The organism is Streptomyces sp. cg36, from assembly GCF_041080675.1.
GTDB lineage: Bacteria > Actinomycetota > Actinomycetes > Streptomycetales > Streptomycetaceae > Streptomyces.
In genome coordinates this window covers 8,551,745-8,565,111 of the sequence record NZ_CP163520.1, presented here as the reverse complement: position 1 = coordinate 8,565,111, position 13,367 = coordinate 8,551,745, and the positions used below count along the sequence as shown (strand labels likewise).

Here is a 13,367-nt window from a genome sequence, read left to right as displayed (position 1 = left end):
ATGGCCGTCTAGCTGCCGTGGTCGCGCTCATGGTCGGGCCGACCGTGCACCTTCGGCCCAGGTGCTCAGCCGTTGCGCGGCCAGGCTGCGCAACCCCGCAGGGGTGTCGTGCAGTCGGGCTGCGCAGCCAGCCGGGGGGTGTGCGGAGCGACTGCGCAGTCCGCGCCTGTTGTTCCTGGTCTTGTGTTGCGCAGGTTCGGCTGGTCCGGTGCGCAGGCTCTCGGCGGGGCTCGGTCGGCTGCCGTCTGCGCACCGGCATGCCGATCTGGTGGCCGAGCAGCATGGGGTCGCACCGCAGTCGCGCCTTGGGGGAACGCGCACCGGACTCCTTGGCCTGTCGCCAGCTCGCGGCTGCCCCATGGTCGGGCCGACCATGACCCCGACCATGGGCTTCGTGTCGCCATCGTGACCGTGGTCGGTGGTCCGTGGTCCGTGGTCGGGTCGGGGTCGCCGGGTTTCCTCAAGGTCAGCAACATCCTTTCTGACCTGGGAGTTTGACCATGTCTCCTGGCAAGCAGGCCTCACAGAGCGAGGCCGCTGCTCCGCTGGCGGCCGGCGCCCGGCTAGAGGCGATGCGCCGCCGCGTCCGCTTCTCACGCGTGGCGGTCTGGACCGCCATCGCAGCCGGCCCCGTTGCCCTGGGCGTCGCCGTCGCCTCCATCCCGGCCACGGTCGAGGCAGCCCCCGCAGCCAAGTCCACTGCCGTGCCCGCCGCGGCGGCCCCCATCGACCCGGGCGGCTATGCGCAGGTGTTCGTGAGCGCCTGGTTGCGCAGCAGCGCGGACGACGAGACCAGTGCGCAGGCGCGCCTGGTGCGGTCGATGGCGCCCGACGTCGATCTGCCCAACCCGGCGGCTGATGCGCAGTCAGCGTCCCCGTCCGTATCGGCGGTGCGCAGCACGCAGCGCGCGGACGGTGCGTGGGCGGTGACGGTGGCTGCGCAGTTGCCTAACGGGTCGGTGCGGTACTACGCCGTGTCGGTGGCGTCGGACCGTACGGGCTCGTCGTTCACGGTGACCGGGGCTCCCGGCGTGGTGGCCGGCCCAGCCCGGGCCGAGGTGCCGAAATCCTCGTCGTACGCCATGACCGTCCCCGAGGGGCATCTGTCGTCCGCGGTCGGCGAGTTCCTCACCGCCTATCTGACGGGAGCCGGGGGGGTCGACCGCTACCTCGCTCCCGGCGTGAAGCTCACCGCCGTCACCCCTGCCCCGTACCGGTCGGTCTCCGTCAAGCAGGTGCTGGCTGTCGAGAAGGCGGCGGCTGCGGAGCAGGTGGCGGAGGACGGCACGACGGTGCGTGTGCTGGTCCGGGTGGAAGCCCGGGACGCGGCCGGCCGGTGGCCGCTGGCGTACGGGCTCACGCTCACGGCCCGGTCAACCAGGTGGGAAGTTGCCGCGCTGGAGTCCGGGGCTGCCCAGGACGGGGGTGGCCGATGAACACCGTGCACGGTCTGGTGCTCGCCGGGCGGCTCGACGACCTTGGCAACTCGTGGATCAGCATGTTCCAGCAATGGGCGACCAAGGGCCTGCAGGCCGGGCTGATCTGCCTCGTCGTCGTCATCATGATCCAGCGGTTCAGTCTCAAGGCGGGGATCGGTGCTCTGCTGCTGATGGTGGTCGCGCTGGGTCTGTACAACGCGCGCAACGACCTGGCGAACATGTTCACCGACGAGGTGAAGAACCCGTCCAGGGGTGCACCGGCCGTTCCCGGGGTCGTGCAGTCCGAACTCCCCGTCTCCCGTGACCATTCGCCGGGTGCCGGAGGCTGGCTGTGACCGCGGCAGCCGCCCGGGTGGGCCGCTTCTACACCGCCGCCCGCCGCCATCCGTGGGTACTGGGCAAGGTCGCCGACTGGAAGATCCCGCTCGGCCCGTACACGCCCGCGCAGATCGCTGTCGCCGTCGTCGGCGGCTTCCTCCTGGTCAGGACCATCGGCTGGTGGTCGTGGATGGGGCCCATCCCCCTGATCGGATGGGTCCTGATCATCTGGATGGTGCGCCGGCCGACGATCCGGGGCCGCGCGCCGATGCAGGCCGCTTGGGGCTGGGTGCTGCTCGGCTGGCAGCCCCGAGGCGGGCGGATCGGCGGGCGGGCCGCCCGCGACCGCGCGCCCCGCCTGCTCCTTGGCGGCTTCACCCTCGAGGCCGCTCCCGGCCTCGCAGCGCAGACCGCACCCCCGGCTGCGGGTCAGCGCCGTCCGGCCCAGGCGCCACGCCCACATCCGGCCGCAGAGCGCGCGTTGGCACCCCGCCGCACCCAGCCCGCGGCTCCCGCCGCAGCAGCGGGGCCGGCGTCGGGTGTGCAGCAGCTGCTCGCGCTCGTCCAGCACGGGGGTGCGCAGTGAGGGTTCCGATCCGCCACATCGCCGGGCACCTGGTGTGGTCGACGCAGGGCAGTGTGTGGGCGATCTACCGCCTTCACCCGGGCCCGGACGCCCAGGGACGGCGTGAGGAAACCGTCCAGGGCACTTACGTGCCCGCCGCCGTCCGCGACGAGCAACTGGCAAAGATCACACACTTGGTGCGCTCGCTGTCCGGGGCTCCGCGTCTGTACGGCATCTGCGCCCAGGTCGACCCGGGCGAGATCGCACTGCGCATGATCGAGGACATCGAGCCGGCCGAGCCGGTACCGGGCGAAGACCGGCACCCGTGGGTGGAGAACATTGAGGCCACGCTGGATCTCCTCGACGAACAGGAGCTGCACCGCCGCACCCTGTGGCTGGCCGTACCCCTGCAGACCGAAACAGGCGGCCTGCAGGTGTCGGCGTCGCTCGGCGCGGCGTGGGCGGAGGTCGCTCCGGTGCTGGGGATGCGCCCCGCGCCGGTCACCCGGCGCGATGTGAGCGCGTACGGCGAGCAGGCCTCGCGGGTCGAGGTGGCGCTCGCCGGCGGTATCGCCTTCCGCCCGGCCCGCCCGGCGGAGATCGTGTGGATGATCCAGCACGCTCTCCACCGTGGCCTTGCCGAACCGCTGCTGGCGGAGGCAGAGACCAGTGAGCTGTACGGCGGGCAGCTGCGTGACGGGGTGCTGCGCTCCCCCAGCTACGCCGACCTCGGGCAGGTCCGCCTGCAGGAAGGCGGCATCGACCCCGAGCTCGATGACGTCGACCAGCTCAAGAGCGCAGGCCGTCTGACGCGGTCGGGCCGCAAGGCCTGGTGGCGCGTGAACACCGGCTCGCCGCTCGGGCGGCGCTGGCTGCAGGTCGAGTGCGAGACAGGGGTGGGCTACCAGGCGCAGTTGGTGCTGGCCGAGTGCCCGCCCCGCGTCAGCCAGGACGCTGCGGACCTCTTTGCCCAGCTGGAGATGCTCGACTTTCCGGTCGACTACACCGTCGACCTGACCGTGGTACCTGCGGAGAAGGCCCGCGATCAGGTCCGGCGCAAGAAGAACGAGCTGATCGACCAAGCCGACCAGTACGACGCCCGCCCCACCGGTATGCCCGCCTCCTTGACCGAGGCCGCCCGGGACCTGGGCGAGCTCGACACTCGTCTGTCGCGCACCTCGGTCGAGGTGGAGGTGCAGTCGGTCACCGTGCTGACGGTGTGGGGGCCCACCGCCGCCGTGTGCGACGCCCGGGCGAGGGCCCTGGCCGCTTTGCTCGGCGGCGCCGACTACCGGGCCGTGCGCGCCGCCGGCCTGCAGGAGGTCCTCTTCACGCTGGGCCTGCCCGGCACCGTACGGCCTGGTGTTGTCCGGGAGTTCACCCAGCACCAGGTCTCCGAGGACTGGGCACTGGGCGGGGCCTTCACTGCTGCGGAGGTCGGTGATCCCAACGGGGTGTTCCTGGGCATCGACCTGGACTGCGGCACCACCCGACCCGTCATGATCAATGTGGCGGATGCGCCCAGGGTCGACGCCTCCGCCTCGATGGGCATCGTCGGCGATCTCGGCGCGGGCAAGAGTGTGCTGCAGAAGCTGATCGCGGAGGCGGTGTGGGCGCGGGGTGGCTGCGCGATCTGTATCGACCGCACCCCGGTACGTGAGTGGGCCGACTTCGCGCGCACCGCCACCGGCGGCCGTGCCCAGATCATCGACGCCGCGCGTGCCGAAGTCTCCATCGACCCGCTGCGGATCTTCGGCGGCCCCGAGGGCCGCCACTACGCCCTGTCCTACCTCACCCTCCAGCTCGGCATCGGCCCCATGAGCACCAGCGGCGAAGTCCTCCACCACGCGGTCGAGCAGGCCGCTGCCCGCGACACCCCGTCCATGCGGCAGGTGGTGGAGGTCCTGGAAGAGATGGCCGCCACGGGGTCGGGCAGGCGGCAGGACGCGGCCGCCACGCTCGCCGGGCTGATCCGCGTCGTCGCCACCAACCCGCTCGCGCGGATGGTCTTCGACCCGGCGCTGCCTCCCGTACGGCTGGACGCGTCCAGCACCACCGACATGATCGTGATCACCACGGCCGGGCTGACGCTGCCGCCGAAAGCGGCGTTCGACAAGCCGGAGGTGCTGCATCAGCAGCCGCTGGAGGCACTGATCGGGCGCGCGGTGCTCTACGTGATCGCCGCGCTGGCCCGCCAGACCGCCTTCGCGGATCCTGACCGGTTCACCGCGGTAGTGCTGGACGAGCTGTACTGGCTGACCTCCTCCGCCGAGGGCACAGCCCTGGTCCACGAGATCCTCCACGACGGCCGCAAGCACGGCGCGGGCCTGCTCGGCGCCTCCCACGACGCCCTCGAGCTCGGACCCGACCGGAGCCTGATGGCCTACCGGGCTCTGGCCCGCACTGCCGATCGCGAACGGGCGCGCCGGGGCCTGGAGTTCGTCGGCCTCGATCCGGCCGACGGCGAACTGCTGCGGCTGGTGACCACCGGCCTGTCCCCCGTCGGCCAGAAGGGCCGGGAGGGCGAGTTCCTGCTGACGTGCCCGCGGCAGAACACCGGCCGCATCAAGGTGTCCATCCCCCGCATCCCGCGCATCGCCGCCTGCATCACCACCACACCAGGACGCCGCACGGACGCTGCCCCTCCCTCCGTGCCGGAGCCGCACGCCCGTCAGGGGGAACCCGTCTGATGACTACTTCTTCCTGCGCCTGCTCACGGCGCGCGGCCACCGCGAGCGTCCTGACCGTGATCGTCGTGGTGGTCGTGGTCGCCCTGGGGTCGGGCGTGCCGGACGCGGGGTGGCCGCACACCGGATGGGCCTTTGCCGCTGAGACTGCGCACCCCTGCACGCAGATCGCGGGCCCGGCCAGGGTGTCCTGCGAGCGCGGCGCCGCGAGCTCCGCTTCCGGCCGGCATGACGCTGCCGGCGGGATCTGGAGGCTGCTGCCGGCCGGTGCGGGGGTGGGTGCTCTCGTGGTGTGGCGACTGCGCGGCGCTGTCGGGCAGAGGCGGGGCTGACGTGTTCCGTCCCGATCGCGCGGCTCTGCGTTCTGCCGGTTTCGTCGTCGTGCTCACCGGCGTGTTTATTCTGGTGAACAGCCAAGTCGTCTACGCCGCAGGCAGCAACGGCGAGACCGGCGACCTGCTGGGCCCGCTGAACATCGCCTCTTCCGAGGGCGTGCCCATCGCCGGGTACGAGCTGAACGCCTCCGGCGGCTCCATCGTCGCGTTCAAGAGCCAGGCCCTCGCCTTCGCCCTGTCCGGGCTGTTCACCCTCATCCGGCTTCTGGTCGGCCTGGCCGGATGGGCCGTCGAGGTCGCGTTCAAGTTCCCGCTGCTCACGATCTTGACCCGCCCCGCGCAGAAGACGGCAGACACCTACACCACCGTCGTGGTCGACACCCTTGGGCTGAAGGGGCTGCTGCTGGCGTGGGCATTTGTGTTCGCCGCCTTCATGCTGGTGCGCGGCCGGGTCGGCCGGGGCTTGGGGGAAATCTTCCTCACTCTGCTGATCGGGGCGATCGCTGCCTCCGCGCTCATCCGCCCGGACACCCTGCTCGCCCAGTCCGGGCCGCTTGGGCAGGCCCAGCAGGTCGGCGCGGAAGTGGCGCAGCAGAGCATGGCCGCCTACGACTGGGGCGGCAAACTCGCCAGCCGCGGCCCCTGCGATGCCATGACCGGCAACGCCGAACAAACCTGCCTCGCCCAGCCGGGCCACCAGCCCACCGCAGCCGCGGCGGTAGCCCGCCCGCTGCAGGACTCGCTCACCAACGCGTTGATCGTCAAGCCGTACATGCTGCTGCAGTACGGGCGCATCCTCGACCCCGGCAAGGCGTCCGACCGTGCCGCGTACGCGGTGCATCTGAAATGGGTCAGCGGCGGCTACAAGCCCAGGGACGATGTGCCGGGCGGGCCGTGCAGCCTGATTAAAGGTCCGGCCAAGCAGTACTGCCTGGCCGGACAAGGCGGGGCTGCCCCCAGCGCCGATGCCTTGCCGTCCCTCACTGCAGCGGGTGACCTGCTGGATTCACCGCGCCCGGTCCTGGGCGAAGACGACCAGCAATTCGCGGCGTTCCTCGCCGATCTGAAGAAGGCCGGGCCGGTCGGCAAGGCCTGCGCGGCTTACGCGGAAAAGCCCACCTGGTGGCGGGTGGGCGGCGCCGGACTGCTGCTGATTGCCGCACTGTTCGTCTGCGGCATGCTGCTCTCCAGTGCGGTCGTGCTGCTGGGCACTCAGGGCATCTGCGCGGCCGCAGCAGCCGTCGGCGGCGTCACCTTCGTTGCCGCCATGCTGCCGGGGCCCCCGCGGCAGAGCGTCTGGAAGTGGCTCTCGCTGTGGGGCATCGCGGTCTTGGCCGTTGTTGGCATCTGCGCGTTCATTCCGTTCTTCGGGATCGCCGTCGATGCCACCGTCACCCATGGCCCGGACCTGATGGTGGAGCGGATCCTGCTCATCGACGTCCTGGCCATCGCCGGTGCGGCCGGGCATCGCCGCCTGCTCGCGTCCGTCTCCTCCTTCGGGCGCCGGATGGCGATGAGGATGCGCTACGCCAAGATCGGCGGCACCCACCTGCCCGGTGACACCTCCGAACTCGGCGCCGCGCTCGCCATGAACTCCCCGGCAGCCCTGGGCGGTTACGGTGGACTGCGCGCGTTCACCGGCACTGGCGGCCGGTACGCGATGCTCGGCACCCGCCAGCGTCTGCTGGGCGCCCTCAGCTCCCTGGCCGACGGCACCGGGATGCCCGTGGACACCGGCGCCCTGCTGGCCGATGCCAGTGCCGAGGCCGGACGCGGACTCGCCCCCCTCACCGCGGCTGCAGCCATCGGCGGGCTGGGCACGCGGCTCGGGATCAGGGGCGGGCACTGGCTGCTGATCGGACGACGGCCCGACAAGGACCAGCTGGCCCAGTGGCGCAAACCCACCGCCGAGGGGGACACGGGCGGCGGATCATCGGGGGGCGGGAGCGGTGGTTCGGGCGGCACCGGTCCGCGTCGGCCCGGCGGGCCACCGGACCGCTACCGTGACGCCGACGGCCAGATCCTCGATCGCGACACCGGCAAGGTGCTGCACGACCAGCACACCGACCGCACCCTGCTCTCCACCCGCGCCCACAACCGCCTCATCCGTTACCGCGGCTACCGCATCCTGCACCGCGGCGGGCGGACCGCGTACGGGGCGACCGTCGGGCTGCCGGCCAACGCCCGCCGCACCCGCGCGGGCGGCACCGCCGCCTCGCGCTACACCCACGACGCCCGCCAGCAGGTGCGGGTGTGGGGCAACACCGTGCGCGAGGACGGCCGCGCCTGGCACGACAGCGCACGGCACGCCTCCCATATCGTGCGGGAGAACACCGACGACCGCGGCGGCCCCGGCCCGTTCACCAGCCGCCGCCTGCCCACCGCCGGCCCATCGACCGTCACCTCCCGCCCGGCAACCCCGCCGCGGCCCGCCCCCACCGGACGGACCGCCCAGGCACCGGGTGCCCCTTCGGCAACAGCGTCCCCGGCACAGCTGTCACGCCCGGACAGTCCTGGGCCCCGCTCTCGCCCCGATCTCCACCAGGCCGTACTTCCCGGCGGCGGGAACGCCCGCAGCCAGGCGCGCCAGGAGGCGCGGGCCCGGATGCAGGAGCTGATGCGCAGGACCGCACCCGAAGCCGAACGCCTGCGACGGCAACAGGCCCGCCGGCGGAGCGAGGGCGGTGAGCAGGAGTGACACGTGCTGGACGCCACATGGGGCGGTGGGGATGCCTGGTGGCGTTGCTGATGTTCGCCGCAGTGTGCTGTGCCGTGCCGACGGGACACGCGCTCAGCGCCTACCTCGCGCTGAGGACGGCTGCGCAGGACGGCAGCGGGATCACCGAAGGGGGCAGTGCCGCCGAAATCCCTCCCCGGATGCTGACCGCCTACAAGACGGCTGTCCAGCAGGTCGGGAAGGACGCGCCGAGATGCCGGGGCATGCGCTGGCCCGTCCTCGCCGGGATCGCCAAGATCGAGTCCAACCACGCCATCGGCAGGACCGTCGCGGACAACGGCGACATCCGCCCGAAGATTTACGGGGTAATCCTGAACGGCTCCGGCCAGGGCGGCAACATCACCCCTGTTCCCGATACCGATGGCGGCAAGTGGGATGGCACCACAGAGGGCGACCGCGCCGTCGGTCCCTTCCAGTTCCTGCCCTCCACCTGGGAGACAACCGGCAAAGACGCAGGCGGCGACGGGACAGCGGATCCGCACAACGCGGACGACGCCGCCCTCGGCGCCGCGCTCTACCTCTGCGGGAACGGCCGCGATCTCACGCAGCGGTCACAGCTGGAAGCGGCGATCTGGCAGTACAACCACTCGAGCGCGTATGTGAGCGAGGTGCTGGGCTGGATCGATCAGTACACGGCGGCCGCCACGGGCCCGGACACCAAGCGCCTGACCGGCACGGTCCTCACCGTCATCGAGGCCGCACTCGCCCAGAAGGGGGTGGCGTACTCCTGGGGCGGCGGCGATGCCAGTGGCCCCACCTACGGGATCTGCTGCACCCCTAGCGGCAAAAGCGGCACCGGTATCAAGGGCTTCGACTGCTCCGGGCTGACCGTGTACGCGTACGCCAAGGCCGGAATCCAACTGCCACGCACCGCTGCCGAACAGGCCGGGACCGGCAAACGGATCCCGGCCAGCCTCGGCGCCGGCGCGCTCAAACCCGGGGACCTCGTCTTCTACGCCTACGCCCCCGGCCACGACGCGACGGTTTACCACGTCGGGATCTACGTGGGCGCAGGGCAGATGGTCAACGCGCCCCGCCCGGGGACCCTGGTGCGACTCGATGCCGTCACCGCCATGTCCGGTTATGCGGGAGGAGCCCGGCTGCTGTGATCACCCCACCGCGCTCCCCGCGTCTGCTGGTGCTGGGCACCGTCCTGCTCGCCGTCGTCGGCGTCGCCCTCCTCGGCCTTCCTCAACGTCGGCAGCCACAGGCGCCGACGGTGTCCCCGGCTGCTCGCGCCACGACAGATCCGGCACCTCATGTCTCTTCTGCGGCCGCTGACGCGTCGGCCCGCGGTGCGCCGGCTTCGACGCCTTCCCCGCCCAGAGCGGCCGATGCGTCCGCGCTGCCGCCGCGCGGCGAAGGCGCGGCCGACGACACGGCCGTCCAGCGGGCGTTGGAGGTGGCGTGGCCCTCCGATCTTCCCGACGGCGACGCGCGCGAACTGCTGACTGCAGGACGCGGCCTCCTGCGCGCCGACGCCACCGGGATCGGCCGCGCGCACTGGCCCGCGCTTTTCCCCGCTTCCAAGGGCCTCGCGCCAGCGTTCGCCGTCTCCCGATTCCGGATCCAGGCGGTGATCGCCCGTCGCGGTGGCAGCCCGGACACGGCGGTGGTGCACCTGGTGTGGGCCGGCATCGACCGCGGCGGCACTTTCAGCGACGGCCGCATCACCGACTGGTACTTCACCCGTAGCACCACACCGAAGGAGGCGTCCACGTGGACTCCGCAGCCCCGTCCCTGACCGGGCAGAGCTCCGCCTCGGCATCCGGGCAGTTGCTCGGTCTCGCGCTCGGCATCGTTCACGCCGTCGGCTGGGTGATCACCTACTGGTGGGCGGTGGCTCTGGCCGCCGTCGCGGTCTGGGCCGCGGGCGAGGCGGTGCTGCGCCGCCTGGCACGGAAGGCCTCGGCCGAACGCATGGCACTGGAGCTCGTGCCGTCGCGGCACTTCGACCCCGGTCTGGAGGAGATCTTCCGGCGGGGTGTTCAGCTTGCCCGGGCCTCGACGAGCATGCCGTGGTGGGCGCCGCGCCGGTCCAAGGCGGTGCAGGTCCGGCTGCGTGCTGACGGCTCCAGCCCGCTGCGCTACCGCATCGAAGGCCCGGCAGGCGGCGAGCGCCTGCTGTCGATCACTCCGTTCGGTCCGGCCGTCACCGTGAACCGGGCTCGTCCCCTCACCGACAAGCCCCGGACCCACGTGGTGCGGGCGGAGTTCCTCCTGCGCGGCAGACCGACCGCTCCCCTGCGTGAGGTCCCGCTGGACCCGGACCCGTTGCAGCCGCTGGTCGACGCCGTCTCGGATCTGCGGGCCGAGCTGGGGGATCTCGCCGAGCTCCGGCTCGACATCCAGCGCGCCCCCAAGTGGGCACTGCGGGCGCGCCGTCTGCAGCTGATGAGCAACGCACGTCGGGCGGAGCGGCAAGAGGCCCAGCGCGCCGCCCGGTGGGTACGGCAGGACTCCCTCGGCATCGAGGACTCGCTCACCTGGCAGCTGCAGCAACTGGCAACCGGCAAGGGCGGAGGCGGACGCCGGCTGGTCATGCCGCCCGTCCCACGTCGGGTGGACCCGCAGGAGGCACTGGGCAAACTCGCCGAGGACGACCACCTGGTGCGGGTGCAGCTGCTGGTGATGTGCGCCTCGAACACCGAGGGCCGCGCCCAGGCCAGGCTCGCGCAACTCCAGGCCGCCCTGGACGTGTTCGGCGGCGGCTCGCGCTGGGCGATGCGAGGCTGGCGGGTGGGCCCCTGGCGGATCGGGGCGGACCGCTGGCCCAGCCGCCGCGGCTTCGAACGCCGCTGGGCTCTGGGGCAATGCCAGCCACCCCGTCCGAACTGGGCCCGCCTAGAGGAGCTGGCCGGCCTGCTCAAGCCGCCCACGGCGCACTGCCGTCTGCCCCTGCTCTGCGGCGACCTGCCGACGTTCACGCACGGGAATCCCGAGCTGTTGCTGCAGGGGATCTACCGCAGCCCGGACGGCCGCCGCCGGCTGGTCGCCACCTACGCCAAGGAGACGCTGTTCGAAGTCGGGGTGGGCAAGGCGGGCGGCGGCAAGACCGAGCGCGCCCTCGCCCAGGCGATCGGCTGGGCACATGCCGGCGGCGGACTCATGTTCGTCGACCCGCACCGCGACTCCTGGCCGCGCGCCGTGCCCTTCCTCGCCCACGCCGACCTGATGCAACGGATCGCGCTGATCGATCTCAACGCCCACGGCCCGGCTCCGCAGGTCAGCTGCTGGAATCCGATCGGCATGCACCAGGGCCAGGCTGCGCACGAGGTCGTCGAGGCAACCGCCGACGCGTATGCGTCCGTGCTGGGCTGGGACGACGCCACCGCTCCGCGCGCGCTGACCATCCTCACCGCGGCGCTTGCGGTGCTGGTGGCCGTCAACGAGGCCGCCTGCCAGGCCGGGCGGCCGCACGACCAGACCACGGTCTTTCACCTGCGGCCTTTGCTGACCGACCCGGTCTTTCGTACGACGGCGCTCACCGCGGTCGAGTCACGCCTGGACGAGCAGACCCGCTCGTGGTGGCGGACCGTGTTCCCGACGCTGCCCACCGACGCGTTCGCCGTCGTCCTCAATCCGGTCGCCCGCCTCGCTGCCAACCCCGTCACCCGGGCGTTCCTCGGCCAGCCCGCCGGCGCCTACAACATCCGGGCCGCGATGGACCAACGGATGATCGTGTGGGTGTGCCCGGGCGGGAACGGGCCCACCGACCGGCTGATCACCGCGCTGCTGGCCCGGGACCTGCTGCGGGCCGTCCGCTCACGCCGCGACACCCCCGAAGACCAACGGGTGCCGTTCCGCCCGTACTTCGACGAATTGATCACCCTGACCGGCGCAGCCCCCGAGACCATCGCGAGCATGTTCGAGGACTTCCGCAAATACAAGGTCCACGTCCACGGCATGACCCAGCTGCTGGCCCGCCTTCCCATCCCGGTGCGGCTCTCCCTGGTGCAGAACGCGTCCACCTTGGCGTCGACCGCGGGCTCGCAGTCCGCCATCGCCCCGATCACCGCGGAGTGGGGCGACCGCCCCGGCCCGGACGTCGTGGCCGCCCTGGACCGCTTCGAGCACTACATGTCGCTAACCGTGGACGGCCGCCGTATCGGTCCCGTCCGCATCACCGGCCCCCACCTCGACGAGGTGTTCGCCGACTACGCCCGCCCGGGCCTGGCCGCGGCACTGGAACACGCCGCCCGAGCCACGGCAGGCGCCGCCCCGCTGGGCCAGCTCACCGACCGGGCGGACGACCAGCTCACCCGCGTCAGCAACTTCCTTACCCAGCACTGCTCCACCACGTCAGCCGTCCATCTGCACAAGAAGGACTACAAGTGACCACCGCCTCCGAGACCAGGCCCTGCGCCCACACGCCCAGCCCGGTCGAACCGCTGCCGCATCAGCTCCTGGCCGCGCTCGGCCAGCACCGCATCGCCACCACCCGCCAGCTCCACGAACTGCTGCGGCCCCGCGCAGCACGCCAGACCGTCTCCGCACCACTGAACAAGCTGCGCCGCGACGGCCTGGTGGACTACACCGTGCTGCCGCAGTCCAACCGGTCCCGCGCCTGGTACCTGACGAGCGAAGGCGCCCGGCTGACCCGCGACTTCCCCGCCCTGCGCGGCCGTCCCCCATACCCGGTCAGCTCCACCACAGCGGCCTCCCTCAAAACACCCCACACCCTGACCGTGGTCCGCACGCACCTCGCGTTCGTCACCGACGCACGCCAGCGGGGCGACGAGCACGGCCACCTGGACTGGACACCGGAAGTCGCCCACCCCCTCAGCGACGGCGAGCGGGTCATCGCGGACGCGGTCATGCACTACACCCTCGTCGAGGGAGATGAGCGCACCAAGCTGCGGGCATTCGTCGAGGTCGACCGGGCGACCATGGGCAGCGAGCGGCTCGCCTCCAAGCTGATCGACTACGCGCGGCTGTGGGCCTACGAGCCGCAGCCCGTCGGCCGGCCCCGCTCACGGCAGCCGACCGCTCCCGGAGCGGTCTGGCTACGCTGGTACCCCGTCTTCCCAAGACTGTTGTTCGTCCTGACCGGCGCCTCCCGGTACGTCCTGGACCACCGGATCAGCGACCTGCAGGCCATGGTCGCCCAGCACCCCTTCGTGGGCACGCTGGCCAGGCAGGTGCCGATGGGCGCCGCAGTCCTGGACGATCTCGAAGAGCGGGGGCCCACGGGTGAGGTCTGGGTGCCTCTGACGGGCGGGGGTTCGCGGCCGTGGACCGAGCTGTGACACCCCCGTGGGGCGTGGGCGAAGGTCGCAGGCTTGC

At 72.0% G+C, this 13,367-nt stretch carries 9 protein-coding genes; all 9 read left to right on the top strand.

Going from position 1 to position 13,367, the window contains the following annotated elements:
• Positions 1 to 500: 500 nt before the first annotated feature.
• The 9 genes from AB5J87_RS37715 (at position 501) to AB5J87_RS37675 (ending at position 13,330) form a co-directional block, all read left to right on the top strand.
• Positions 501 to 1,436, top strand: coding sequence for a conjugal transfer protein (locus AB5J87_RS37715; RefSeq protein WP_369383270.1), 936 nt, complete (start codon positions 501 to 503; stop codon positions 1,434 to 1,436).
• A complete protein-coding gene (locus AB5J87_RS37710; RefSeq protein WP_369383269.1) occupies positions 1,433 to 1,774 on the top strand; it encodes a hypothetical protein in 342 nt (113 codons plus the stop codon). The genes AB5J87_RS37715 and AB5J87_RS37710 overlap by 4 nt, the downstream gene beginning before the upstream one ends.
• Complete coding sequence (locus AB5J87_RS37705) at positions 1,771 to 2,343, top strand: hypothetical protein (RefSeq protein WP_369383268.1); 573 nt, start codon at positions 1,771 to 1,773, stop codon at positions 2,341 to 2,343. Before AB5J87_RS37710 ends, AB5J87_RS37705 begins: the two co-directional genes overlap by 4 nt.
• The gene (locus AB5J87_RS37700) at positions 2,340 to 5,012 is read left to right on the top strand and encodes an ATP-binding protein (protein WP_369383267.1); all 2,673 of its coding nucleotides are present in this window, start codon (positions 2,340 to 2,342) and stop codon (positions 5,010 to 5,012) included. Before AB5J87_RS37705 ends, AB5J87_RS37700 begins: the two co-directional genes overlap by 4 nt.
• Before the next feature lie 402 nt (positions 5,013 to 5,414).
• A complete protein-coding gene (locus AB5J87_RS37695; RefSeq protein WP_369383266.1) occupies positions 5,415 to 8,042 on the top strand; it encodes a hypothetical protein in 2,628 nt (875 codons plus the stop codon).
• Positions 8,043 to 8,080: 38 nt separating this feature from the next.
• Positions 8,081 to 9,190 carry a C40 family peptidase gene (locus AB5J87_RS37690; protein ID WP_369383265.1) on the top strand — a complete coding sequence of 370 codons (1,110 nt, stop codon included), beginning with the start codon at positions 8,081 to 8,083 and terminating at the stop codon, positions 9,188 to 9,190.
• Positions 9,187 to 9,825 (top strand): hypothetical protein, encoded by a 639-nt coding sequence (locus AB5J87_RS37685; protein ID WP_369383264.1) that lies wholly within the window; start codon positions 9,187 to 9,189, stop codon positions 9,823 to 9,825. Before AB5J87_RS37690 ends, AB5J87_RS37685 begins: the two co-directional genes overlap by 4 nt.
• Positions 9,801 to 12,419, top strand: coding sequence for an ATP/GTP-binding protein (locus tag AB5J87_RS37680; RefSeq protein ID WP_369383263.1), 2,619 nt, complete (start codon positions 9,801 to 9,803; stop codon positions 12,417 to 12,419). The genes AB5J87_RS37685 and AB5J87_RS37680 overlap by 25 nt, the downstream gene beginning before the upstream one ends.
• On the top strand, positions 12,416 to 13,330 hold the full coding sequence (locus tag AB5J87_RS37675) for a replication-relaxation family protein (RefSeq protein ID WP_369383262.1): 915 nt from the start codon (positions 12,416 to 12,418) through the stop codon (positions 13,328 to 13,330). Before AB5J87_RS37680 ends, AB5J87_RS37675 begins: the two co-directional genes overlap by 4 nt.
• The last annotated feature ends 37 nt before the right edge of the window (positions 13,331 to 13,367 follow it).